Source organism: Thermosynechococcus sp. FA-CM-4201, from assembly GCF_054689355.1.
In genome coordinates this window covers 2317724-2340688 of sequence record NZ_CP079920.1, presented here as the reverse complement: position 1 = coordinate 2340688, position 22965 = coordinate 2317724, and the positions used below count along the sequence as shown (strand labels likewise).

General features: G+C 53.4%; 26 protein-coding genes. 12 read left to right on the top strand and 14 right to left on the bottom strand.

What is annotated here, in order from left to right; all coding sequences use genetic code 11:
- Window positions 1-68 precede the first annotated feature (68 nt).
- The 5 genes from KV190_RS11410 to KV190_RS11390 form a co-directional block, all read right to left on the bottom strand.
- Entirely contained in the window at window positions 69-1370 is a 1302-nt protein-coding gene (locus KV190_RS11410) for an MFS transporter (RefSeq protein WP_460193469.1), read from the bottom strand.
- Entirely contained in the window at window positions 1367-2200 is an 834-nt protein-coding gene (recO, locus tag KV190_RS11405) for a DNA repair protein RecO (RefSeq protein ID WP_460193468.1), read from the bottom strand. The genes KV190_RS11410 and recO overlap by 4 nt, the downstream gene beginning before the upstream one ends.
- A 64-nt stretch (window positions 2201-2264) precedes the next feature.
- The gene (locus tag KV190_RS11400) at window positions 2265-2585 is read right to left on the bottom strand and encodes a nucleotidyltransferase family protein (protein ID WP_460193466.1); all 321 of its coding nucleotides are present in this window, start codon (window positions 2583-2585) and stop codon (window positions 2265-2267) included.
- Entirely contained in the window at window positions 2582-2995 is a 414-nt protein-coding gene (locus tag KV190_RS11395) for a nucleotidyltransferase substrate binding protein (protein WP_460193465.1), read from the bottom strand. Before KV190_RS11395 ends, KV190_RS11400 begins: the two co-directional genes overlap by 4 nt.
- 26 nt (window positions 2996-3021) lie before the next feature.
- Window positions 3022-4548, bottom strand: coding sequence for a UbiD family decarboxylase (locus KV190_RS11390; protein WP_460193464.1), 1527 nt, complete (start codon window positions 4546-4548; stop codon window positions 3022-3024).
- Window positions 4549-4612: 64 nt separating this feature from the next.
- On the opposite strand from KV190_RS11390, the gene lpxA reads away from it, so the two are divergent.
- The 3 genes from lpxA to KV190_RS11375 are packed head-to-tail and all read left to right on the top strand — an operon-like array spanning window position 4613 to window position 7451.
- Window positions 4613-5416 carry an acyl-ACP--UDP-N-acetylglucosamine O-acyltransferase gene (gene lpxA / locus KV190_RS11385; RefSeq protein WP_460193463.1) on the top strand — a complete coding sequence of 268 codons (804 nt, stop codon included), beginning with the start codon at window positions 4613-4615 and terminating at the stop codon, window positions 5414-5416.
- Between the two features lie 54 nt (window positions 5417-5470).
- Window positions 5471-6004, top strand: a complete 534-nt coding sequence (locus KV190_RS11380; protein WP_460193460.1) for a hypothetical protein — start codon at window positions 5471-5473, stop codon at window positions 6002-6004.
- A gap of 7 nt (window positions 6005-6011) precedes the next feature.
- Window positions 6012-7451, top strand: a complete 1440-nt coding sequence (locus tag KV190_RS11375) for a serine/threonine-protein kinase (RefSeq protein ID WP_460193459.1) — start codon at window positions 6012-6014, stop codon at window positions 7449-7451.
- A gap of 7 nt (window positions 7452-7458) precedes the next feature.
- On the opposite strand, the gene KV190_RS11370 is transcribed toward KV190_RS11375, so the two are convergent.
- A complete protein-coding gene (locus KV190_RS11370) occupies window positions 7459-8157 on the bottom strand; it encodes a DUF1995 family protein (RefSeq protein ID WP_460193457.1) in 699 nt (232 codons plus the stop codon).
- A 5-nt stretch (window positions 8158-8162) separates the two neighbouring features.
- A complete protein-coding gene (locus KV190_RS11365; protein ID WP_460193456.1) occupies window positions 8163-8492 on the bottom strand; it encodes an Hpt domain-containing protein in 330 nt (109 codons plus the stop codon).
- A gap of 203 nt (window positions 8493-8695) precedes the next feature.
- On the opposite strand from KV190_RS11365, the gene argC reads away from it, so the two are divergent.
- A complete protein-coding gene (argC, locus tag KV190_RS11360) occupies window positions 8696-9748 on the top strand; it encodes an N-acetyl-gamma-glutamyl-phosphate reductase (protein ID WP_460195282.1) in 1053 nt (350 codons plus the stop codon).
- A gap of 3 nt (window positions 9749-9751) precedes the next feature.
- On the opposite strand, the gene KV190_RS11355 is transcribed toward argC, so the two are convergent.
- The 3 genes from KV190_RS11355 to hemH all read right to left on the bottom strand — a co-directional run bounded on the left by KV190_RS11355 (window position 9752) and on the right by hemH (window position 11461).
- Entirely contained in the window at window positions 9752-9922 is a 171-nt protein-coding gene (locus KV190_RS11355) for a hypothetical protein (protein WP_460193454.1), read from the bottom strand.
- Window positions 9922-10212 carry a DUF7219 family protein gene (locus KV190_RS11350; RefSeq protein WP_460193452.1) on the bottom strand — a complete coding sequence of 97 codons (291 nt, stop codon included), beginning with the start codon at window positions 10210-10212 and terminating at the stop codon, window positions 9922-9924. The genes KV190_RS11355 and KV190_RS11350 overlap by 1 nt, the downstream gene beginning before the upstream one ends.
- Window positions 10213-10294: 82 nt before the next feature.
- Entirely contained in the window at window positions 10295-11461 is a 1167-nt protein-coding gene (gene hemH / locus KV190_RS11345; protein WP_460193451.1) for a ferrochelatase, read from the bottom strand.
- A 120-nt stretch (window positions 11462-11581) separates the two neighbouring features.
- Here hemH and KV190_RS11340 point away from each other — a divergent pair, with 120 nt between their 5' ends.
- The 3 genes from KV190_RS11340 to KV190_RS11330 all read left to right on the top strand — a co-directional run bounded on the left by KV190_RS11340 (window position 11582) and on the right by KV190_RS11330 (window position 13718).
- Window positions 11582-13174 carry an Hsp70 family protein gene (locus KV190_RS11340; protein WP_460193449.1) on the top strand — a complete coding sequence of 531 codons (1593 nt, stop codon included), beginning with the start codon at window positions 11582-11584 and terminating at the stop codon, window positions 13172-13174.
- 12 nt (window positions 13175-13186) lie between these two features.
- A complete protein-coding gene (locus KV190_RS11335) occupies window positions 13187-13450 on the top strand; it encodes a DUF3146 family protein (protein WP_460193448.1) in 264 nt (87 codons plus the stop codon).
- A gap of 64 nt (window positions 13451-13514) precedes the next feature.
- Entirely contained in the window at window positions 13515-13718 is a 204-nt protein-coding gene (locus tag KV190_RS11330) for a hypothetical protein (protein ID WP_460193447.1), read from the top strand.
- Here the strand turns inward: KV190_RS11330 and KV190_RS11325 are convergent.
- Genes KV190_RS11325 through KV190_RS11315 form a run of 3 tightly spaced genes read right to left on the bottom strand, consistent with a single transcriptional unit; the run spans window position 13696 to window position 18129 of the window.
- Window positions 13696-14844 carry a tyrosine-type recombinase/integrase gene (locus tag KV190_RS11325; protein ID WP_460193445.1) on the bottom strand — a complete coding sequence of 383 codons (1149 nt, stop codon included), beginning with the start codon at window positions 14842-14844 and terminating at the stop codon, window positions 13696-13698. The two genes, KV190_RS11330 and KV190_RS11325, sit on opposite strands and share 23 nt — an antisense overlap.
- Complete coding sequence (locus tag KV190_RS11320; protein ID WP_460193444.1) at window positions 14819-17125, bottom strand: heavy metal translocating P-type ATPase; 2307 nt, start codon at window positions 17123-17125, stop codon at window positions 14819-14821. Before KV190_RS11320 ends, KV190_RS11325 begins: the two co-directional genes overlap by 26 nt.
- A 23-nt stretch (window positions 17126-17148) precedes the next feature.
- Window positions 17149-18129 (bottom strand): bestrophin family protein, encoded by a 981-nt coding sequence (locus tag KV190_RS11315; protein WP_460193443.1) that lies wholly within the window; start codon window positions 18127-18129, stop codon window positions 17149-17151.
- Between the two features lie 187 nt (window positions 18130-18316).
- Between KV190_RS11315 and KV190_RS11310 the strand changes: the two genes are divergently transcribed.
- The 4 genes from KV190_RS11310 (at window position 18317) to KV190_RS11295 (ending at window position 20247) form a co-directional block, all read left to right on the top strand.
- Window positions 18317-18526, top strand: coding sequence for a chlorophyll a/b-binding protein (locus KV190_RS11310; RefSeq protein ID WP_126987406.1), 210 nt, complete (start codon window positions 18317-18319; stop codon window positions 18524-18526).
- 201 nt (window positions 18527-18727) lie between these two features.
- On the top strand, window positions 18728-19444 hold the full coding sequence (locus KV190_RS11305; protein WP_460193442.1) for a PD-(D/E)XK nuclease domain-containing protein: 717 nt from the start codon (window positions 18728-18730) through the stop codon (window positions 19442-19444).
- A gap of 25 nt (window positions 19445-19469) precedes the next feature.
- Window positions 19470-19700 carry a hypothetical protein gene (locus KV190_RS11300; RefSeq protein WP_460193441.1) on the top strand — a complete coding sequence of 77 codons (231 nt, stop codon included), beginning with the start codon at window positions 19470-19472 and terminating at the stop codon, window positions 19698-19700.
- 28 nt (window positions 19701-19728) lie between these two features.
- On the top strand, window positions 19729-20247 hold the full coding sequence (locus KV190_RS11295) for a GNAT family N-acetyltransferase (protein ID WP_460193439.1): 519 nt from the start codon (window positions 19729-19731) through the stop codon (window positions 20245-20247).
- A 33-nt stretch (window positions 20248-20280) separates the two neighbouring features.
- Here KV190_RS11295 and galE read toward each other — a convergent pair whose 3' ends face one another.
- The gene (gene galE / locus KV190_RS11290; protein ID WP_460193438.1) at window positions 20281-21291 is read right to left on the bottom strand and encodes a UDP-glucose 4-epimerase GalE; all 1011 of its coding nucleotides are present in this window, start codon (window positions 21289-21291) and stop codon (window positions 20281-20283) included.
- Window positions 21292-21335: 44 nt separating this feature from the next.
- Here galE and prfC point away from each other — a divergent pair, with 44 nt between their 5' ends.
- Complete coding sequence (gene prfC, locus KV190_RS11285) at window positions 21336-22961, top strand: peptide chain release factor 3 (RefSeq protein ID WP_460193437.1); 1626 nt, start codon at window positions 21336-21338, stop codon at window positions 22959-22961.
- The last annotated feature ends 4 nt before the right edge of the window (window positions 22962-22965 follow it).

Here is a 22965-nt window from a genome sequence, read left to right as displayed (position 1 = left end):
TCAATTGACTCTACAGCGTAGCGCAAAAAACGTCAAGATGAAAGGATTTAAGATTTTTTATGGAACTTTTAGAGCAGGCCGCCGGTCACCATGCCGTTGCGATGGCTGAGGGTCATCAGCGTCCCCCCAAGGGCGATCGCCCCCCCCAAGCCAATGAGTACAGGTTGCAGCCCCCACCACGTCTCCGCTAAACCCGCCACCGCCAAGGGCACACTGAGGGCAATATTCACGAGGTTATTTTGCAGCCCAAAAATCGTCCCCCGCTGTTCGGCGGGTGTCATGAGTTGAATTAAGGTTTGCATGGGAATCGCCACAAAGGCGGCAAAGAAGCCCAAACCAATGATGTAGCCCATGCTCCAAGCCAAAGAATCGAGACTCAAGGAGAGGCCAAGAAACATGCCTCCCATGCCCCAACAGCCAACTAAACCCGACCAGCCGTAGGCAAAGCGCTTGCCCACTGTATTCAAAAGCAGTGCCCCTAGCCCGAGTCCACCGGCCGCAGCCGCCAAGAGAAACCCAAATTGATCCGTATCAAGACTGGGTAAGACTTCCGCAAGGCGCACCACCAAAACGGACATGGCTGCCACGATGGCAAAGAGCAGGATGAGTTGCAGCAGGGCAAAACGCAGGGCTGTATATTCCTGCAAGAGCTGAAGTCCTTGGCGGAGTTCTTGCCACACTTGGCGATAGCGACTTGGCGGCAGATGGCACTGATCCGGTGGCCGCAGCAGCATGAGTAGGAGTGCTGCCCCCCCATAGCAGGCACTGACAAAGACAGCCCCACCCCACTGCGAGTGCCAGTGGCTCGCGAGATTCAAAAGCGGCTCACCCGCAGCGAAACCTACCACGAGAGCAGCCATCATCGTCAGGGTATAGAGGGAGTTGGCGGACATCAGATGGGACTTATCCACTAGCAGAGGAATGGCTGCCTGTTCTGCGGGGGCAAAAAACTGAGTTAAACAGGAAATCGTAAACGTGATCAGCAACAGCGCCATAAACCCAAACCATTGCCCGGCGCCAAGGAGAATGGTGATCGGAATCCCTAGGACAAGGAGGGCACGGTAAAGATTGGTAACAATGAGCACCTGTTTTTTTGACCACCGATCCACCAGCACCCCCGCCACCGATCCGAGGAGGATGGCCGGAATCGTAAAGGCCACCATGATGGCCGACACCCAGCCACTAATACTTTGGTTTGCCGCTTGGAAAAACTCCGTAGTGAGGGCAATCACAAATACAAGGTAAATTTTGTCAGCCAACTGCGAGCAGACCTGCGCCAACCAAAGAGCAATAAAATTGCGGTTTTGCCAGAGGGGAGGCACTGGTGGTAGGGAGAGATCCAAGCGAATGTCTTGCTGCTCAATGGTCATGGCTGGGACACCGCAACAGGTGAAAAACAACTATCAAGGAGGGGGGGCACCCGCAACGTTTGCTCAAGATGAAATTGCAGGTACTGGCGCAACACCCGTTCAAGGGAGAGCCAAACACTGAGGGGATAGGCCTCGGCTTGGGTGAGGAATTCATCCCGTGCTAAGGATTGAGTGGTGGGCATTGCAAGCCATTGCCCCAGACGGACTTCACTGGCTGTCAGTTGGCGATCGCCAGAAATACCCGAATCGTTCCCTACTGTGTGCTCTGCCTTGAGGGTAAAAACACCACCACTGGCAAAACTAAAGCCCAATCGCCAGTCGGTATCCGCTGCAGGGACGGCAATTTCACAGCCACTTTCATGGCATTGGTACCATTCTGGGGCAATACCCGCCAATCGCAGGATGCCACAGAGGCCACGCACCAATAGGGCTAGGGCAGCGCGATTCGAACCCCCCTGAAGCTGGTCTAAGGTGGCACAGAGCCAATCAAAGAGATCCGGCTGGGGTTGCTGCGGATGGACTTGGTAGAGCACCACCTCACCGAGATATTGGGCAGCGGTAAGGGTGGTCAAGTGGCTATTCAGGCCTTGGTATGTAGCGACTGTTTCTGCTTGCAGAATGCGATCTAGATTGCGCCCAGGACTAATAAAGAGGTCATTGACAACAAACAAATCCACCCGTCCGCCCAGTTTCGAGCGGGAGCCACGGCTATGGGGGGCGACTAACTTCAAGAGTCCGCGATCGCGACTAAAGACACTGAGCAGGCGATCGCTTTCCCCTAGGGGCATGGCCTTGAGGTTAATGCCAATTGTGCGGTAGGTGCGACCCATCCCAAGTATCCAGACAATAGCGGCAGATTGTTCGCCTATCTTTTAGCCTATCGCGGCCAGTCCCCTAAACAGTCATCAACTTGTTGCGGGCAAACCATTCCACCCCATGCTGGTTGATCTCTTCCCGCAGGGCTGCATTCTCAATGCTGTGATAAACGAGGAGATCCACCCGTTGGGCAATGGGCAGTTCGGCGATCGCCTCGGCAAGGGCAGCTTGATCACTAAGGGTGAGGTTCTCGCCAAAGAGGGCAATATCAATGTCCGAAGTTGTTCTGAAGGTACCGATCGCCCGTGAGCCAAAGAGGACGATTCGTTCTACCTTGGGATTGGCCGTTAGTGTGTCAATGATGGCTTTGCGTTTTTCTGGCGTGAGTCCGTCCGTCATTGTTGATATTTTTCCTGCAAGCAGTTGTAGAGTTTCCGAAAAACAGGGGTAAACCTGTGTTTGATCAGTCGTTCCGCCTCTTTTGCCGTTTGCTCTTCGTAGGTATGGCTCAATAGATTTCGCTTTGCCAAGGCATCTAGCAGTGTCTCCGTGTCTTCTTCCGTGAGATAGCCCGTCTCAAAGGCCTTGCGAATAGCTTCTCTGGGAGTTTTTACATCCAGCCCCTCATAAAAAAGAAGGTCTTTCAAGGTTTTCCACGCTAGTTCAAGAGTGAACTCAAACATTTGCACCAGACCGGCTCGCTCTAGTTCAGAATACTCCTCCTGAGCACAGGCGGTTTCTAGGCGGATTAGGGCGCGGCCAAAGTTCTGCAACCGCTGTTGCCAACGCATCGCATCTCTATTTGTCATAGTTTTATGAACTGTTGTTTCTTCGATTATCGCCAACGAAAGGCTGGGTCTAGCTCATAGCCAAACCGCGTCGCATCTACGGCTGTTAAGTCAATATCGCCAAGGCCATATTCCTGCCAGCGTTCTGTGACTCGCCGTGCTACCTCAGGATCCGATGTGAGGGGATCGCCCCAAGGATGGTCTGTTTCTGGGGGAATTTTCGTGGTGGCATCAATGCCCATGCGTCCCCCAAGGCCAATTTTTTCGCTGGCAAAGTCAAGGGAGTCAAAGGGGGTATCTGCCAAAATAAAAACATCACGGCTGGGATCCACCTTGGAGCTGATCGCCCACACCACCTGACGCGGATCACGAATATTGATCTCTTTGTCCACGACAATCACAAACTTGGTGTAGGTAAATTGGGGTAGGGCACTCCAAAAGGCGAGGGCAGCGCGGCGTGCTTGGCCGGGATAGGCTTTGTCAATGGAAATAATTGCCGCTTTATAACTGAGGGCTTCCATGGGCAAAAAGAAATCCACAATCTCCGGTACCTGCTGCCGCAAAATGGGTGTGTAAATGCGGTTGAGGGCAAGGGCAATCATGGCCTCTTCCTTGGGCGGGCGGCCACTAAAGGTGGTGAGGTAAATAGGATTGCGACGATGGGTCAGGCAGTGGAAATGAATGACGGGTGAATCTTCCACACCACCGTAGTAGCCCATGTGATCGCCACAGGGGCCATCAGGCAAAACTTCACCGGGGGTAATGGTGCCCTCAAGGACAAATTCCGAGTGGGCAGGCACCTCGAGATCAAGGGTTTTGCACTTGGCCAAATGAATGCCGCCCCCACCATAGAGACCCGCAAAAAGCCATTCGGATAAATCCACGGGAATTGGCGTTGCCGCTGCCATGATGATCAAAGGATGCACCCCCAAGGCCACAGCCACTTCTAACTTTTTGCCGCGGGCAGCAGCTTTACGCAGATGACGTGCCCCTCCCCGCACTGAGAGCCAATGCACGGTCATGGTGGTTGGGGATTGCAGTTGCAAGCGGTAAACGCCCACATTGGGAATGCCCGTCTCACAGTCTTTGGTAATGACGAGACCAAGGGTAATAATTTTGCCCGCATCCTTGGGGTAGGGGCGAATCAGGGGCAGTTGCCGTAGATCCAAATCGGGAGTTTTGATCACCACCTGCTGACAGGGGGGCAATAAATCGCGGCTCGGTTTGGCACGGACGACATCAAAGAGAATTTTGCCGAAATCAAGGGCTTGACTCAGGGTTTTGGGTGGCTTCGGTTGTTGTAGCTTAGCCAACTTTTCACCGAGGGTCTCTAGTTCTAGGGGGTGGTTCATGTTCATAGCCCAGCACACCCGCTCGACGGTGCCCAAGAGGTTAATCGCCACGGGATAGGGGGAGCCAATGACCTTTTCAAACAGTAGCGCGGGTCCGCCGGCAGCCAACAGGCGGTTACAGATTTCCGCCATCTCCAGATCGGGATCAACAGGTACGGTGATGCGTCGCAGTTGTTGCCGCTGTTCTAAAAGCTGGAGATATTGGCGCAGGTCGTTCGTCATCGGGGATCAAAATCGCTTAATCTCTTTTATGTTAAGAATCTTTAGCCCATCGTGCAGGAATGTCATGGCGGTTCATCCCACGGCAGTGATTGAGGCGGGTGCCCACATTGGAGAAGAGGTGGAAATTGGTCCTTTTTGCTATGTGGCGGCCACGGTGGAGATTGGACGCGGTACGCAGTTGGCTCCTCATGTCACCCTGTTGGGATATACCCGCCTTGGCGAGAATTGCAAAGTACATAGTGGGGCGGTGATTGGCGATCTGCCCCAAGATGTGGCTTATCAAGGGGGGATTAGCTATGTCCACATTGGCGATCGCTGTACGTTGCGCGAGGGCGTGACCATTCATCGGGGAACCCAACCAGAAACCGTCACCCATGTCGGGCATGATTGTCTGCTGATGGCTCACAGTCATTTAGGTCACAATGTTTATGTGGGAAACCATGTGACGATCGCCAATAATGCCTTGATTGCGGGGTATGCCCATGTGGGCGATCGCGCCTTTATCAGCGGTAACTGCCTTGTGCATCAATTTACCCGTATTGGTCGCTTGGCCATGCTCTCCGGCGGCACTGCAATTCAAAAAGATGTGCCCCCCTTTTGTATGACCCGGAGCCTGAGTACCAATACGATCATGGGCTTAAATGTGGTGGGTTTGCGGCGAGCGGGCTTTTCGGCCCAAGACCGACAGCTCCTCAAAAAGGCCTTGGATATTCTCTACCGCTCCCAATTGACGACCTCCCAAGCCGTTCAACACCTGCGGGAACAGTTTATCCATCCCCTCATTCAAGAGTTTTGCGATTTTATTAGTGCCTCAGAACGAGGGATTTGCCACTTTGTCCGTCGAGGGGAAGGAGGTGATCTATCCTGAGGAGGGTCAACTTTTCGAGTACGATCGCCCAACAGGCGCTTGCTCCTATTCCCCATGGCTGAAGTGCTGTTATTATCCCTGATGAGCGGTAGCCTCGGTGTCTCAGCACTGCTTTACTATCAGTGGTGGGGCTGGCAGGAGCAACTCAGCCAACAACGCGATGAAGAAGAGGAACAGTTGACGACCTACCCCTCCAAAGAAGAACAGCCTCAAGTATCCCCCAAGCTGGGAGGTTGGGAGTTCAAAATCCTGCGATCGCGCCGCAACCAATTTCATGATCCCGATGTCCTGCGCAAAGTCTGCCAAGAGGAAGCCCAAGGGGGTTGGATTTTATTTGAGAAGCTCGACGATCGCCGCTTGCGCTTTAAGCGACCCATGGCTCTGCGGGAAAAAATTAAGCCCAGTGCCAACTACGATCCCTACCGCAGCTACTATGGGTCCCGGTTTGAATGGGAATCTTTGTTGTCCGTGATACTCTTGATGATGATGGCAACCTTACCTGCATATTTGGGCTATCGCTTGGTTATTCTCAGTCAACGGTCAGCCCCGCTGCCAACCACTGCTCCATCTGCTCCATTGCGTCCCTAAGGTGCCTATGTCCTCCCTCAGTTTGCTTAGTGTGGGCACAACCCTCCAAGGGGGCAAATATCGCCTCGATGCCCTTTTGAGTCAGGGGGGCTTTGGTGTCACCTATCGCGCAACCCACACCCTGCTCCATCAGCCGGTAGTGCTCAAAACATTGAACTTGCAGCAGGAACCCCCGAAGCGGATTCATGATCTGGGGGAGCGGTTTATCCAAGAAGCGCAACGCCTTGCCCAGTTTAATCATCCCCACATTGTGCGCGTCAGTGATTGCTTTATTGAGGGGGGGCGTCCCTTCATTGTCATGGACTATATCCCCGGACGAACATTGGCCCAAGTGATTCAAGAGGAAGGCCCCCTACCGGAAAAAACGGCTCTCCACTATATTCGCCAAGTGGCTAGCGCCCTTGAATTAGTTCATGAGCATGGGCTGCTGCACCGCGATGTCAAGCCCGATAACATCATGCTGCGGGATGGCACAGATCAAGTGGTGCTGATTGACTTCGGCATTGCCCGTGAATACACTGCCGGGGTAACGGAAACCAATACGGGACTGCTGTCAGCAGGTTATGCGCCGGTGGAACAGTATTTACCCCGCCACCAATGGACGCCGGCAACGGATGTCTATGCTTTGGCAGCAACGCTCTATGCCCTTTTGTCAGGACGCCCCCCTGTGGCCTCAGTTTTGCGCGATCGCGTGCCTCTCGAGGATTTACGCCAGTTTCAGCCCAATCTTAGTCAGCGCACCATTGACGCCATTGAAGCAGGAATGGCTTTGGATGTCCGCGAACGTCCCCAAACGGTGCGGGCTTGGCTGCAACTGCTCATGGGGCAGCCCGTGGCGCGTCAAACCACAGCAACTGTAGCGGTGATGCCGCAGCACCGATCTACTTTCTTGGCAAATACTCAACCGGAGGGGACAGCCGTTGTTGCTCCCCCCAAACAACAAAATTTTTCGCCGTGGCTATGGCTGTTGGGAACGGCAATCTTTGGTAGCTTAGCAGGCATTGGCCTAGGGCTATTTTTGCGCAACCAACCCGTGGACACAGTCACCCCTCGCCCCCCGCGTCCTCAGGAACAGGAATTTCCACCCACCTTGCCGACCGTTGTGCCACCTGTAGAGGTGACGCCTACCCCTATGGAACCAACGCCCACCCCAGAGCTGGAACCCACCCCTACGGAACCAACGCCCACCCCAGAGCCGACGGAAACTCCCACCCCTAGCCCGAGTCCTGAGGAAGCATCCCCAGAGCCAACGCCGACTCCTCCTCCATCCCTATCTCCAAAACCCCCAAAGTCCCCAAAGCCCCCAAAGAGCGCAGAGCCTCCCGTCGCCCCCCCCACCACCGTTGAGCCATCTCCACCGGCACCTGTGCCCTCACCAACACCGACAGACACAATGCCCGAGGTGTCACCCCCGCCAACAAGTAACACTGAACCGGCTACCCCTTAGGGATTAGCTAGTTCTGAAGTGCTCGCAAAAAGGCACCTAAGCGACTAAACACTCCCTGACCACGGGGTTTCCCTTGGGGTGTCAGGGCACGCTCAATGTCTTCACCACTGGGGCGTTGCTCAAATTCTGCAAGACACGTGGGGGCTGTTTCACCGTATTGCCAAATTTGCCACAGTTGCGGATAACAGCGCCAGAGAATGATGGTTTCTGCGAGGGGACGAAGGTAGTAGCAGGGTTCGAGGGTGTTCAAAAATCGCTCCCGCAGCCGCCGACCGGCGTAGCCAATGCCAACGACGGCCACATCTTGCAGTCTGGGGTTCAAAAGGATAAAGGGGCGATCGCCAGCTGTTTCACACATCTGCTCAATCGCATTGACTTCTACAGGGGTTGGGGCAACGATGACAATGGCGCGATCGCTCGCTGCAATGGGTGTCAGTAATTCATTGACGCCCCGCACACTATAGGCGGTTTCACCCCATTCGCGACGGGCAAGGGCAGCAGATCCAGCATCGGCAAAAAAGACTTTGAGATCAGAACCGAGTTCCGCAAAGAGAGGAAGGTAGCCAGCCGCAAAGGCCATCGCATTGAGATCGGGCAACAGGATCTCGATTTGCAGGCGATTTTTACCCTCTTGGAGGGCAGCTTGGGTGGCCTGTTGAGCTTGGCTGAGGGCAGTCTCCAGACTATCGGGGGGCAGGATCGACATGGGTCTTAAGCAGAGACCTCACTAGCCACGGTGGCAAACAGGCGTTGTAGCTCTTCCACTAGGGTTTTCGCTTGGGCCAGCGTTTCCGGAGTTGTGGATTGTTCCAGTTGCGCGGCTAGGGTTTGCATGGCAGTAATGCCGACATTGCCACTGGCTCCCTTGAGATGGTGGGCATCCCGCTTAATTTGCTCAATGTTGCCTTGATTGACAGCGTTAGCCAATGCTTGGAGGCGCTGCTGGGCATCCTCGACAAAGGTTTGCAGCAATTCCAATTCAAACTCGCGATCGCCCCCCGAAAGAGCCGCAAGATAATCCCAGTCAATCGGCGATGTCATCAACTCATTATTCCCGACAGGTTCCTCGTGGTTATTGTAGCCTGTCCCCCCTAGGACTGTTCAAGGACTAGGAGAGGAAATGCAAGGCCAGATTTGTAATAATTCTTAACTTCTTCACCGTGGTTTGCCCCCTTGGCGAAACAAGGGATTCAATGGCACTATCGCAGTGGTTAGGCCAACAACAGCGGCAATATCGAGGAACTATGGGCGATCGCGTGACGGTGGGGATTGTGGGGGCCTCTGGCTATGGGGGTGTCCAACTGGTGCGTTTACTTCTTGACCATCCCCAAGTGGAGATTGCATACCTTGGCGGTGAGGGGAGTGCGGGTCGCCCCTACACAGAGCTGTATCCCCATTTGCAGGGTCGGGTGAATCTCACGGTGGAACCCGTATCCGTGGAGGTGATTCGCGATCGCGCCCAAGTGGTGTTTCTCTCGCTGCCCAATGGCATTGCCTGTAAGCTTGCCCCGCAACTCCTTGAGCAGGGCTGCAAAGTACTGGATTTATCAGCAGACTACCGCTTTCAGGATTTGAAAACCTACACCCAGTGGTACGGTGAACCAAGGGAAGATGAGGCTACGGCTCAACAGGCGGTCTATGGGTTGCCAGAACTCTATCGCGATCGCATTCGCCAAAGTGCCCTCATTGGTTGTCCGGGATGTTATCCCACCGCTAGCTTGCTGGCACTGGCGCCCCTGATGAAGCAGGGTCTGATTGAACCGAATACGGCAATTATTGATGCCAAGTCTGGTACCTCCGGCGGCGGTCGTCAGGGCAAAATCAATCTTCTCCTTGCGGAAGCTGACAACTCCCTTGCTGCTTACAATGTGGCGCGCCACCGCCACACTCCAGAAATTGAAGCCATCTGTAGTGACTTGGCGGGTCAAAGTGTTCTCGTGCAGTTTACACCCCACCTCGTGCCCATGCCGCGGGGGATTTTGGCCACTGTCTATGCCACGCTGCGGGATCCGGGTCTGGTGCGTGAAGATTTAATCACCATCTACCAAGCCTTTTATCGCCATTCCCCTTGGGTGAATATCCTGCCCCCCGGCCTCTATCCCCAGACGAAATGGGCATGGGGCACAAATGCCTGTTTTATTGGCATTGAGGTAGATGAGCGCACTGGACGCATTATTGTTATGTCCGCCATTGATAACCTGATGAAAGGGCAGGCCTCCCAAGCGGTGCAGTGCTTGAATTTAATGATGGATTGGCCAGAGACGATGGGCTTACCGCAGGTCGCCTTTTATCCCTAGGACTCAAGTTTCATCCTGTTCGACCAAGGGCAGGCGATCGCTCCGTAATAGCTCAGTGCTGCTTGCACTCAAAGACAATCCCATCTGCCATAATCCCTGCCCTAGGCACAAAGCCGCCAGAAAGGGAGCGGTACTCAAGCTTAACAGTAGCGTTGTCGGTGCCAAGCGAGCCATCAGGACTCATCACTATCTGAACTATCCGTATCCTCCTCAGGAGGAACATTAGCAAAGAGCAAGTCTCGTGATTTCTTCAGTTGCTTCCAAAGCGCCTTAATTTGATTGTAGGCCTCCTCAGAGCTAATCTTACCGCCCGTTTCCAGACCACAAATATAGCTCACCCGTTGAGCAAATTCCTGCAAATTGGCATTAAAGGCCAAATTTTGCGGTGTAAAAGTGCCGTGGTAGCGGCTGGTGGGGAAGAGGAACTTTTCTTTGTCAAATTCCGGTTTGGGCGATTCAGACACAGGTGTAGCCCTTTGCCAGCGAGGTTACCCCCTATTTTATCGGGGATCTCAAGATTCTTATCGCAACGGAGCAGCAATTTTTTCAAAGCAACCCCAGCATATGCAATGGCCCTTGTCCACTAATCAACTCAATGATCAAGGCTAAAAATCCCAACATTGCCAAGCGACCATTCCAGCGTTCGGCGGCGGAGGTCATGCCCCATTCCCAACGCTCCTGAGGGTAGAGCTTCACGCGCTTGCGGGACTTATTCACCTCAGCAAAGGTACGCGGTGGTGCTGCTAGGGCATCCTTCACTAGTTGGGCAAGGGCATCAATAAAGCCACTGTGATCGTTAAGAGCAGGCACTCGCCGAAAGACTTCAATCCCAGCCTCTTCGGCAATCTCGCGGTACTCGATGTCAATTTCTTGGAGAGTTTCAATGTGCTCTGAAATAAAACTGATGGGCACAACGACAAGGGTTTTCACCCCTTGGGCAGCCAATTCGGGAATGACATCTTCGGTGTAGGGTTGCAACCACTCCACAGGCCCCACCCGACTTTGGTAGGCCAACACATGGGTATTGGGGCGATTCAGCGCGGCCATGATCAGTTTCACGCAGGCTTCGATTTCCTCTTGGTAAGGATCGCCCGCTTCGGTGACATAGCTTTTGGGAACGCCGTGGGCGCTAAAGAAAATCACCGCCTCATCGGGGTTAGCACATTGGTCTAGTTCTTGGCGAATCAAGTCCGCCATCGCAGCCACATAGCCGGGGTGGTTGTACCAAGAGGGAATCAGCGTATAGCGAATCTTTTGTAATTCAGGGTCTTGGTTCCACAGGCTCTCTAGGAGGCGAAAACTAGAGCCACTGGTGCTAATGGAAAACTGCGGGTAAAGGGGTAAAATCACCAGATCGCGAATTTGATCCGCTTTGATTTGGGCGATCGCCTCCTCGGTAAAGGGGTGCCAGTAGCGCATACCAATGTAGAGATTGGCCTCAATGCCAATGCGCCCTAGGGCGTCTTTCAGGGCACGGGCTTGCTGTTCGGTGATGCGCCGCAGGGGAGAGCCGCCACCAATTTGGGCATAGTTGGCCTGAGAGCGACGGGCACGACTCGTGGAGATAAACCAAGCAAGGGGCTTTTGCAGCCAACGGAAGGGCAGGCGAATGATTTCGGGATCAGAGAACAGGTTGTACAAAAAGGGGCGCACATCCTCGGGGCGATCGGGCCCCCCTAAATTGAGAAGTAGTACACCTGTTTGGCTCGCCATTCCCAAAATCACCTAAATCTTTTCGCGATCGCTTTCTTATTGTGACATACTCTCAGGATCTCAGGGGGAGAAAATCTCGGTAAGGTAGGGATTAGAGAATGCTGTTGGTGTGTTCAAACAGTGACCTACGCAATTGATTTTGGAACCAGTAATACGTTGGTGGCGCGCTGGAATTATGCCACCCAAGCAGCGGAAGCGGTAACGCTCTCTGGACTCTCGGTGGGGTTTGGTGAGGTACCTGCCCTCATTCCTAGCTTGGCCTATGTGGAGGATGCCAGTGTCCCCCTTGTGGTGGTGGGGCAGCAGGTGCGCGATCGCGGCTTTGATGTCGTGGGCGATCGCCGCTTTTTCTCGCGGTTTAAGCGTGGCATTGGCGCCACTGTACAGGGCTATTTACCAGAGCTGGATGGCTGTTCTTTGAGCTTTGAAACCATTGGCACGTGGTTTTTGCAAGCGCTGTTGAAAGAACTGAAACACACGAGCGGCGGCGATGTCGAACAGGGGTTGATCTTCACGGTACCAGTAGATAGCTTTGAGACCTATCGCAGTTGGCTGTTGCAGGTGTGTGAGGGGTTTGCCATTGAGCAAATTCGCCTCTTGGATGAACCCACGGCTGCGGCTTTGGGCTATGGCGTGGCCGATCGCCCGCTGATTTTGGTGATTGATTTTGGTGGCGGCACCCTCGATCTCTCCCTTGTGGAACTCAAGACCGATCAACGCCAAAGCCGTCCCTTAGGATTTATTCTCAAGTGGGGCGATCGCCAGTGGGCCTCAAGCGACAACCAACGGCCTCGCACCGCGCGGGTGATTGCCAAAGCAGGCTTGAATTTAGGGGGCACCGATATTGACCACTGGATTGTCGATGAGTGGGTGAAGCGGGGGATGACCGCCAATAGCCTACTGCTGCGCCTTGCCGAGCGCTTAAAAATTCAACTCTCGCAGCAGCCCTACGCCCAAGAACTGTACTTTGACAGCGAAACCTTCACCACCCTTGAACTGCGCCTCGAACGATCTGAACTGGAGGAGATTCTTCGCCAACAGCAATTTTTCCAACGCCTCGATGATGTCCTCACTCAGGTGCTACAACAGGCTCGTCGCCAAGGGATCACCCCTGACACGATTGATGCCGTTCTCTTAGTGGGAGGAACAACGCAAATTCCAGCGGTGCAAAAATGGGTTGCTGAGTATTTTGCGGCAACCAAGATCAACGCCCAACAGCCCTTTACAGCGGTGGCCATGGGTGCTCTAGCCGTGACCCAAGGGCTGGATCTCAAGGATTTTCTCTACCACAGCTACGGCATTCGCTTCTGGGATGCTAAGCTCAACCGTCATGGTTGGCACCCCATTATCCAGCGGGGACAACCCTACCCCATGGGCGAACCCGTGGAATTGATTTTAGGGGCTTCGACGGAGGGACAGCCCAGTATTGAACTGGTGATTGGCGAACTGGGGGACGAGCAAGGGGGGGTGGAGATCTTTTTTGATGGTGATCGCCTGATTACCCGCAGTGCCGGTGAACGCACCGTGCAGCCCCTCAATGACACCCCCCAAGGCAAAACCCTCGCCAAGCTAGATCCCCCCGGCTATCCGGGGAGCGATCGCATTCGGGTGCTCTTTCAAGTGGATGGCGATCGCCAACTGCGGGTTACCGTTGATGACTTGCTCACCCAAGAGCGTCTCATCAATAATCAAATCGTCACCCAATTGCGTTGACCGAATTGCATTGTGACTCCCCATCCCCTACCCCAAACCACTGCCTATGTCCGCATCATTGCCCAAAGTTGGCAAGAGGGTCACATTCGTGGCCACGTCTGCGCCAGCGAGTACCAGTGGGAATTTTGCTGGCAATTTAAGGCGAAAAAACTGCAAATCTCCCCAGCCCTTGGCCGTGCCCTGATCAAAGAACCCTTGGGGCGATTTCTAGAAGCCCAAGATTATCAATTGGAGCCGGGGGGCGATTATGAATTTGTTGTCCGTGCCAAATTTTAGGCTGTTTCCCTGTGCCTAAGCTACAATCAGGGAGAAAACCTGTGCTGATATTGGCAGATAGCCTATGTTCTTGAGCGAATTAGCGCCCCTTGTCAAAGAGTTGAGCCAAAAACCCGTTGCCTTTATGGGCGGCTTTGTCTCTGGATTGTTGGGGTTGAGCCTTGATCAAAAGCCAGTCAGCGATTGGCTCAAGCAGTACGGCGACTATCAGCCCCCCAGTCCGCCACCGCCCCCCCCCAGTGACTTCAAAAGCATTCAGATTGAGTAAGGACACGAGCCACTGCCTGCCGTTGATCCCGTAGGGTCAGCCAGCGGTGATAGGTTTGGGTGTGAATCGCCACACTGTGTCCCATCATCCGTGCGGCAACGGTATCGGGTAAGCCATAGTGAATGGTGCGCACCGCCCACGCATGGCGCAAGTCATAGGGACGAAAGGGCAAGCCGTAGCGACGGAACTGTTGATTTACCCGCTGGCCAATGCGTTGGAGGGTTGTTTGGGTCAAATCGGTATTGATCCTCGGCAACTCGGGCGATCGCAAGCCAAACACCTCGACCCACTGGGGAGGAAAAGGCCACACCTGATGGCAGCCAGTTTTGGTGGTTTCTAGCACCTCGATCATCCCTTCCGGGTCACCTGTGACGAGGCCACTTAAATCGCAGAAGAACACTTCATGATTGCGCAGGCCATAGGTCGCCATCAAGCCATAGACATACCGCCACTGGGGATTGGGAATCTGCTCGTAGGCGGCTAGAATTTCCTCATCACTGGGTAACTCCCGTGGTTGGAGCGATCGCCGCGAATAGGTGCCCCAAAACTGAGCTAGGGGAATCGGTAACTCCACCCCTAGGAACCGACAAAACCCTTGAAAGGCGGTACAGGCCACCTGCCGCTGTCGCTGATCAGCGGGGATTTGCTGCAAGAGACCATAGATCAGTTCTGGTAGTGAATGGTCAGGATGGGCAGCAGCGGCCTTGAGCAACTGCCGCAAATAGGGGGCATAGGCCGTTTCCCACGTCGTACGACTGAGATCTCCTTGCGCCAACAGTGCGGTTTCAAAGGCGGCAATTTGCGCCCCCAAGGATAACTCCCCAAGACGCCCTAAGCCCTTGACCCGTTCATAGTCCTGCCAGCGAAAGGTGTTTTCCAGTAATTTGGCGGCAATAATTTTGGCTTCCTTTTCCGCTGCCTTAAGACCGCTGGGGGTGGCGGGTAACCCTAAACTTAAACGCTGTTGGTGGGGGCGGAGCCGATGGCTGCCCGGTCGTGGCGGCAGGGTACCCCGTAGGCTGAGACGTTGACCGCGTTGTTCAATTTGCAGACCCAACTGCGCCAGTTTCAGGCGTTGATTGACCTGCTGAAGTTGGTGGTCAAGTTTCTGAGGGGACGTGGCCATTGCTGAGGGACTCAGAACTCAACTCGCTGCCGAAATGACCAAAACTGCGGCGAGGACGTTTTTTCCAAGGAATATCAAGAACTCCCGCTTGGGAGCGGCTACGACTAGACTTGTGCTCAAGTTTGACAGGGCGATAGTCCGTGAGGATGCGCAGGCTATTCAGTTCGGCCAAGAGGGTTGCCCCATTGCTAATCAAAACCGCAATTACTGGGTGCAAGCTCAAAAAGACCCCGGCTAACACGACGCTGACATTGGGAATGACCACAAGGGCAATGTTTTGATTGATAATGTTCATCACCTCTTGGCTGAGGGCGATCGCCTGCACCAGTCCCTCAAGGCTATTATTCATCAAGAGAATATCTGCGGTTTGCCGCGCCGCATCACTGCCTTCAGAAAGGCTAATGGAAATATCAGCGTAAGCCATTGCTGCTGTATCGTTGAAGCCTTCCCCCACATAGGCCACGACTTTTTCGCCGCCATTTTTGAACTTCTCGAGGAGTTCAACTTTATCCTCTGGCATTTTATTGGTATAGATTTGACCGAGGCGAAAGCCAGTGGCATAGCCCACCGCATTGGCCACTTCGTGGTGATCTCCCGTCACCATATAGCACTCAATGCCCCGCTGTTGCAGAGCGGCAATCACGCTAGCGGCTTCAGAACGTACGGGGTTGCTATAGAACACCAGTGCCACCAGTTCACCATTACAGGCGACACAGACAAGGGAGCGGTTCCAGAGCACGCCTTCATGGGTGCGCAGTTCATCAAGATCAATGGGCACTTGGCGATCGCGCATCAGTTGGGGGGTACCCACCAAAATCTCTTGACCCTCAACGGTTGCCGCCACCCCCTTACCCGGCTCATAGACCCAGTTGCTATAGGTTCCCCCCTCAATCCCGCGTTCAGCCGCATACTCAAGGATGGCCAGGGCAAAGGGGTGATTGATGGACTGTTCCACGGTGGCCAGCCAATAGAGCAGCGTTTGCTCACTCAGGCCGGGTTTAAGGAGATTCACCCCCACAATCGTTCCCTTCACCTCGGTTAGCGTGCCGGTTTTGTCAAAAACAATGACATTGACCCGTGAGAGCAGTTCAAGAGCGCGGCCATTGCGAAAATAAACCCCAACATAGGGCGCATGGGTGAGGGCTGCCAAAATGGCCGTAGGAATAGTAATGCCAATCCCTGAGCCAAAGTCCAATTGCAGGGGGGCGATCGCCCGATGGGCATCCAAGGTAATGCCATAAACAATAGCAGCCACGCCCATGGCCGGCAAAATGGCTTGGTTCGAGATTTCCTCAGCGTAGTTTTCAATGCGGGTATCTAGTTGCGGCGCTTGGCGAGCCAGTTGCAGCGTTTTGCCCACCTGCGTCTCTTCACCAACGGCTTCGGCAACAACGCAAATTTGTCCCCGCACCACAAGGGAAGAGGCCAGCACCGTTTGTTCAGGTTCACAGGGCAGTAGATCCGACTCTCCCGTGAGAAACTGCCGCTGAATCACGGCGGATCCCCAGAGCACGGTACCATCCACAGGCACCGCGGATCCGGCGGCCACAATCACGCGATCGCCCACCTGTAGCTCGCGCACAGAGACATTTTGGCGAGTGCCGCCCCGCTCTACCCAATAGGTGCGCTGTTGATCGAGGGGGTCAAAGACTTGGTTTTCCCCCACTTGAGCGGTCATATCCCGCAGCGACCCGCCCACTTGACCCATAAAAGCGGCTAACACGGGCGCCATGTATTCCCCTTGCAGCGTATGCAGAATTGTCCAGAGGGATTCCAGTTGGGTGACGTTGAGATGGCGGTGTTCGAGACTCTCTAGGGCTTCTTGGAAGGTGGGCAGTGCCACAATCACAATGACAGTGGCGACAATGGCAGGGTAGAAGGGCGTTTGTACCGGTAGCAGCGCCACGATCGCCAGCGCCAAGGTGGGTAGCGCCATTTTCTCGATAAAGTAAGTGGTGTTCCAAGGGGAGTACACCAACTTATCAATGGGCAGCATTCCCGGTAGGGGTAAACCCTCATCTGCTGCGGCCTGAATCAATTGGCCAAAGCGGTGAAGGGGATTGTCAGCTTCGCGACTGTATTGAACTATCAGGCTAGCGGCGGGCAAGTTGAGGCGAATTTGTTGCACACTGTCTTCTTGGACAAAGAGAGCTTGCAGTTGCCGTCCATAGCGATCGTCATATTGCAGGCGGGGAATCCGCAACCGCACTCGCCCCGGTAAGTGATGCACTACTTCGTAATAAACCCTTGCTGGCGGAGGGGAAAGCACAGTTGCAGTCATGGTCAATTACCCCTAAGAATCAGTTAAGAAAAGGGCTGGGCGGAGCGATGGCGATGGGTCGGCGCACTAATGAGGTCATTGATATTCTGCTGCATTGTTAGGCAAATTGCATCCAAGGGCAGATCATTGAGGTCTCGGCCAAAGGGATTTTCAATTTCGATGCCAATTTCTTCAACGCCAAAGAGGGTAAAGGCAATGAGTCCCACCATTGGCCCCGTCCACCACACAAGGTCATCCACCAGTTGAAAGGGCAGCAGCAAGCAATAGAGGAATAACAACTGCTTGAGATGAATGGCATAGGCAAGGGGCATCGGCGTTTTTAGAATGCGTTCACAGGCTCCCATGGCATCCACCAGTTGCACCAGCAGTTCATCAATGTAGGTGAGCTGATACAGGGACAGGTGCCCTCGGCGGTGTTGTTGGTGCAGATAGTCCTCAATCCACAGGGCAATGCGCAAGGGGACGTTTTGCACCGTTTGCAGTTCTTTGTATTGGTGGGGCTTGAGCAGGGGTTCCAGTTCAGCAAAGGACTCGCCGCGCAGGTGTTGCTTGGTGGCGATCGCAAACACCCCCACTAAATGAACCGCATCAATTTTGGCTTGGCGATCCTTGGGATTATTTTCGTTAATGGCAGTCCACATCAAGCGGGTTAGGCTGCGGGAATTATTAACAATGTTGCCCCACTGGCGGCGACCTTCCCAAAAGCGCTCATAGGCAGTGTTCGTACGAAAGACGAGGAGCAACCCCACCACAATTGAAGGGATTAAAGTGCCCAGCACTGGCCAGTGAACATTGATCACGTATTGATCGATCACTGTGACAAGGAGACCAAACCCGCCACAAAAAAGCACTTCCGAAAGAATGGCAGGAATGACGGAGCCACGCAAACGCAGCGCTAGACGTAACCACTGTGGCGGTTGCAACAGAAACTTCGCCACGCCCGACCGATTTGGGGGTAATTGGCGTCTGGAGGGGTGAAAACCGAGGAAAGAGAAGCGGCTCATGAATACCAGCGGGCGATTCCCACCCCAATCTTTAGCACACTGGCGTGCTGAAACCGTGTTTTTAGGGTGAAGAACAACTGTATAGGCTGCAAATCTTAAGAAAATCCGTTCGCTCTTGCCATTCCTCGGTATAAGTGTTAATTTATATTAAGAACATGAAACACTTTGTAACAAATGGAGTACCAAAATGAAAGGCGGTAGCATCATCGATGATCAAGGCAAAATGAACAACTTTGCCATCGAACCCAAAATGTACGTGATGAGTGAGCCGCAGGCTGGGTTTACTCCCTACGCCGAACTCTTCAATGGTCGTTTGGCCATGATTGGGTTTATCTCCCTGTTGGCCTTGGAAGTGATTACGGGTCACGGTCTGATTGGCTTTTTGAATAGTCTCTAGGTCATTGCTGCGCTCTTAGGCATATCCGTTCTTCAGCAGCCCTTGCGCCGTTAAATTCATGGAATGGGTCAGCCTGCCTCTTGGGGTGGGCTTTTTGCTTTTAGTCTTCATTGAAATTAATAAATCATAAATTATTGTTTACATCTTGCTCCCTTGGACAGAGCTATGGTAGCCTAACCAAAAAAATTGTCTAGTTAACCTATGCTGCGAGAAAAAGTTTTGCGTGTTCTAGGCTACTCGACCAAATGCCTGTGGGCTGATCTGGCAGTTTTGTTCGGTTTGGGTTGTGCCGGCGTAGGCATTGGCTATGGCAATATGGCTGTAGCCACGGGAGGCGTCTCAATTAGTCTCAGTGCGGCTTGGTTTTCTATTCGCGAGAATCAGCAAGCTCTCCTCAGTCAGCAACCCCAAAGGGCGATCGCCCCAAGGGATGAAACAGGTGTCAGTTTAGATCACTCCCAGCAAGAATCCCTAGAGCAAATTCTTGATTTATGTCGCAATTTCTACAGTAGAGCACATTCACAACTTCCCAGTAATTTCCAAGAGAAAGATGTGCAAGTTGTCCTTGAAAGGCTCTTGAGAAGTACGTTTCCCAACTCAGATATTCGACGAGAGTACCCTATTCCTCAGCCCTACTCCCATAGTCGATTTATTGACTTTATGCTTGTTGATGAGAAGTTTGCAATTGAGGTCAAGGTATTCTCAGCACAGAGAGGGCGGAATCGATTATTTGACGAATTAGCAATAGACCTTGAAGCGTACCGCCATAGTGAAATGAGGTTTAGAACATTAATTTGTTTTGTTTATGATCCTAATAATCAATTACCCAATCCACGTGGCTTTGAAAATCACCTGAGGGGCGATCGCGGGGGATTTGAGGTCATCACCATCGTGGCACAAAATCCTTTGTTAGACTAATAGTGGCAGTACCCTTGCGGAGTTTATGATGGAAACCAAAACAATCACAATTCGCGTTAATGCTGAGGCTGCCCGTATTTTTGAAGCTCCTTCGGAAGAGGAACGTCGCAAATTAGAAGCATTACTCAGTCTGAAACTTAGTGATGTCACTCGACCTAAAAGACCCCTAGAGGAAGTGATGAGCGATATTAGTCGGCAGGCTCAAGAACGAGGGTTAACTCCAGAAATTTTGAAATCAATTTTGAATGAGGAATAGAGTGCGCTGCGTCTGTGATACAAATGACATGACAGTTTTTGAAACCAAGCGGTTAGTTGTTCGGCGCTGGCGCGATTCGGATTTGCCTCACATCTTGGCTGTTTATGGAGACGCTGAGGTGACAAAATGGGTTGGCAACGGCAAGCCTATCACTGAAGAAGAGGCTCGCGAGTGGCTTGTTGTGACGCAACGTAACTACGGCAAGTATGGCTATGGCATGTTTGCGGTTGAGTTCAGATCAAGGCCGGGAATTATAGGTTTCTGTGGCATTGTTCACCCTATGGGGCAACAGGAAGCTGAAGTTAAGTACGCCTACTTACCTAGTGTCTGGGGGCAGGGTATTGCCACTGAGGCTTTATCTGGCCTGATCAGCTATGGTATTAACGTCCATGGCCTGTCACGTTTGATTGCAACCACTGCACCGGAGAACACTGCTTCGCACGCAGTACTCCTCAAGGTGGGCATGCGCCGAGCTGAACTGCGGGTAGAGGAAGATGGTAGTTTTACGCAGATTTTTGAGTACGAGGTACCCAGAAGTGCCGCCTAATTCCTTATTGCAGACAAAATGTACAGCGCAGGCTTAGCCGTGGCGGTGTTGGTGCCATCGCCAAGCGTGATGGATGATCTGCTCAATGTCCGGGTACTGGGGCTGCCAGCCTAAGATGCGGCGGGCGCGATCGCTATTGGCAACGAGGATTGCGGGGTCTCCTGCTCGGCGATCGCCCTCAACGACTGGAAGCGAACAACCTGTAACCCTCTGAGCCGCTTCAATAATTTGCCGCACCGAGAAGCCTTGGCCATTCCCCAAGTTAAAGATTTCCGAGTCGCCGCCACTCAGGAGGTACTTTAATCCCAGCACATGGGCTTGGGCTAAGTCCACGACATGGATATAGTCACGAATGCACGTGCCATCGGCTGTGGGGTAGTCTGTGCCGTAGATGGCAATATGGGGGCGTCGTCCCATGGCTGCCTGCAACACAAGGGGAATTAAGTGGGTTTCCGGATGATGATCTTCCCCCAGCCGAGACTGGGGATCCGCACCCGCTGCATTGAAATAACGGAAAATCACAGACTTGAGGCCGTAGGCACTGCCTAGATCGGCCAGCATTTGCTCCACCATCCACTTGGAGCGACCATAGGGATTAATGGGGGCACAGGGACAGGTTTCTTGAATCGGTACCTCTAGGGGCAAGCCATAGACTGCTGCGGTGGAGGAAAAGACAAAATAGGGAATCGCAGCAGCCACCATCGCCTGTAAGAGGGTCAGGGCACCGTGGACATTATTTTGATAAAAGCGCTCGGGGTAGCGGACAGACTCACCCACTTCAATATAGGCAGCAAAGTGCATCACTGCCGTCACAGGATAGGTTTGAAAAATCCAATCCAAGAGGGGGCGATCGCCAATATTACCCACAATGAGTTCTGTTTTGAGAACGGACTCGACCAAATCGCGGTGCCCTCGCTCAAGGCTATCTAAAATCAGTACCTGAAAGCCGGCTTGCTGGAGTGCCAAAACGGTATGGCTGCCAATATAGCCCGCGCCCCCGGTGACCAGAATCAGCGGCGAATCATTATCATTATTAATTGTCATTAAAGACCATCTGTTACACTAGGAAAGCTGCTACAAATTCTGCCATGACCAGTGACTTGCACCATGAAATCACCCAAGAGGTGAAACGACGTCGTAATTTCGCCATTATCTCCCACCCGGATGCCGGGAAAACGACGCTGACGGAAAAGTTACTGCTCTACGGTGGGGCCATTCACGAGGCGGGAGCGGTCAAAGCACGACGGGCACAGCGGCAGGCCACCTCTGACTGGATGGAAATGGAGCAACAACGGGGGATTTCGATTACCTCGACGGTCTTGCAGTTTGAGTACCAAGGCTATCAGATTAACCTCTTGGATACCCCCGGCCACCAAGACTTTAGTGAAGATACCTATCGCACCCTTGCAGCGGCTGATAATGCGGTGATGCTGGTGGATGCGGCCAAGGGTCTAGAACCCCAAACCCGTAAGCTCTTTGAGGTGTGCCAACTGCGGGGTCTGCCGATTTTTACATTCATCAACAAGCTGGATCGGCCGGGGCGGGAACCCCTTGAACTGATTGATGAAATTGAACAGGAGCTGGGGCTGATTCCCTATCCTGTGAACTGGCCGCTGGGGATGGGCGATCGCTTTCGTGGCGTCTATGATCGCCTGCGGCAGAATTTTCACTTTTTTGAGCGCACCACCCACGGTAGCCGTGCTGCGGCTGAAACGGTCATTGCCCTTGGGGATGCTGCCATTGACCCCTACATTGAGTCGTATCGCTTGGAATACAACCAACTCAAGGATGAACTGGAACTGCTCGATGGCGTGGGTGCCGAGCTAGACCTTGATCTGGTGCATCAGGGGAAAATGACCCCTGTCTTCTTTGGTAGTGCCATGACCAACTTTGGCGTGCGCCTGTTTCTGGAGCACTTTTTGACCTATGCGCTGCCGCCTGTGGCCTACAAGAGCGATCGCGGGGCGATTGATCCGACGCAGGAGCATTTCACTGGCTTTGTGTTTAAGCTTCAGGCCAATATGGATCCGAAACATCGCGATCGCGTGGCATTTGTACGGGTCTGTAGCGGCAAATTTGAAAAGGACATGACCGTGAGCCATGCCCGCACTGGCAAAACCATCCGCCTTTCTCGCCCCCAAAAACTCTTTGCCCAAGGTCGCGAATCCCTTGAAACCGCCTATGCTGGCGATGTCATTGGCCTGAATAATCCGGGCATGTTTGCCATTGGCGACACCCTCTATGTTGGTCCGAAATTGGAATATGAGGGCATTCCCTGCTTCTCGCCGGAACTGTTTGCCTATCTGCGCAACCCCAACCCCTCTAAATTCAAATCCTTCCAAAAAGGGGTGAATGAACTGCGGGAAGAGGGGGCGGTGCAAATCATGTACTCCACCGATGAATCCAAACGGGAACCGATTTTGGCGGCGGTTGGCCAATTGCAATTTGAAGTGGTGCAGTTTCGCCTGTTGAATGAATACGGTGTGGAAACCCGTCTTGACCCTCTCCCCTATACCGTTGCGCGCTGGGTACTGGATGGTTGGGAAGCCCTTGAAGCGATTGGCCGCATCTTTAATGCTGTTACCGTCAAAGACAGTTGGGGACGGCCGGTGCTGCTCTTTAAGAATGAGTGGAATCTGCAACAGACCATGGCAGATCATCCCAAACTGCGCCTGAGCGCGATCGCCCCCCTTGCCGCTGCTGTGCCTGCCTAGCTGT

Bases quoted from the DNA above. Each gene is read 5' to 3' on its own strand.
- KV190_RS11410 (WP_460193469.1), bottom strand. From the start codon at position 1,370: ATGACCATTGAGCAGCAAGACATTCGCTTGGATCTCTCCCTACCACCA.
- recO (WP_460193468.1), bottom strand. From the start codon at position 2,200: ATGGGTCGCACCTACCGCACAATTGGCATTAACCTCAAGGCCATGCCC.
- KV190_RS11400 (WP_460193466.1), bottom strand. From the start codon at position 2,585: ATGACGGACGGACTCACGCCAGAAAAACGCAAAGCCATCATTGACACA.
- KV190_RS11395 (WP_460193465.1), bottom strand. From the start codon at position 2,995: ATGACAAATAGAGATGCGATGCGTTGGCAACAGCGGTTGCAGAACTTT.
- KV190_RS11390 (WP_460193464.1), bottom strand. From the start codon at position 4,548: ATGACGAACGACCTGCGCCAATATCTCCAGCTTTTAGAACAGCGGCAA.
- lpxA (WP_460193463.1), top strand. From the start codon at position 4,613: ATGGCGGTTCATCCCACGGCAGTGATTGAGGCGGGTGCCCACATTGGA.
- KV190_RS11380 (WP_460193460.1), top strand. From the start codon at position 5,471: ATGGCTGAAGTGCTGTTATTATCCCTGATGAGCGGTAGCCTCGGTGTC.
- KV190_RS11375 (WP_460193459.1), top strand. From the start codon at position 6,012: ATGTCCTCCCTCAGTTTGCTTAGTGTGGGCACAACCCTCCAAGGGGGC.
- KV190_RS11370 (WP_460193457.1), bottom strand. From the start codon at position 8,157: ATGTCGATCCTGCCCCCCGATAGTCTGGAGACTGCCCTCAGCCAAGCT.
- KV190_RS11365 (WP_460193456.1), bottom strand. From the start codon at position 8,492: ATGACATCGCCGATTGACTGGGATTATCTTGCGGCTCTTTCGGGGGGC.
- argC (WP_460195282.1), top strand. From the start codon at position 8,696: ATGGGCGATCGCGTGACGGTGGGGATTGTGGGGGCCTCTGGCTATGGG.
- KV190_RS11355 (WP_460193454.1), bottom strand. From the start codon at position 9,922: ATGGCTCGCTTGGCACCGACAACGCTACTGTTAAGCTTGAGTACCGCT.
- hemH (WP_460193451.1), bottom strand. From the start codon at position 11,461: ATGGCGAGCCAAACAGGTGTACTACTTCTCAATTTAGGGGGGCCCGAT.
- KV190_RS11330 (WP_460193447.1), top strand. From the start codon at position 13,515: ATGTTCTTGAGCGAATTAGCGCCCCTTGTCAAAGAGTTGAGCCAAAAA.
- KV190_RS11325 (WP_460193445.1), bottom strand. From the start codon at position 14,844: ATGGCCACGTCCCCTCAGAAACTTGACCACCAACTTCAGCAGGTCAAT.
- KV190_RS11320 (WP_460193444.1), bottom strand. From the start codon at position 17,125: ATGACTGCAACTGTGCTTTCCCCTCCGCCAGCAAGGGTTTATTACGAA.
- KV190_RS11315 (WP_460193443.1), bottom strand. From the start codon at position 18,129: ATGAGCCGCTTCTCTTTCCTCGGTTTTCACCCCTCCAGACGCCAATTA.
- KV190_RS11310 (WP_126987406.1), top strand. From the start codon at position 18,317: ATGAAAGGCGGTAGCATCATCGATGATCAAGGCAAAATGAACAACTTT.
- KV190_RS11305 (WP_460193442.1), top strand. From the start codon at position 18,728: ATGCTGCGAGAAAAAGTTTTGCGTGTTCTAGGCTACTCGACCAAATGC.
- KV190_RS11300 (WP_460193441.1), top strand. From the start codon at position 19,470: ATGATGGAAACCAAAACAATCACAATTCGCGTTAATGCTGAGGCTGCC.
- KV190_RS11295 (WP_460193439.1), top strand. From the start codon at position 19,729: ATGACAGTTTTTGAAACCAAGCGGTTAGTTGTTCGGCGCTGGCGCGAT.
- galE (WP_460193438.1), bottom strand. From the start codon at position 21,291: ATGACAATTAATAATGATAATGATTCGCCGCTGATTCTGGTCACCGGG.
- prfC (WP_460193437.1), top strand. From the start codon at position 21,336: ATGACCAGTGACTTGCACCATGAAATCACCCAAGAGGTGAAACGACGT.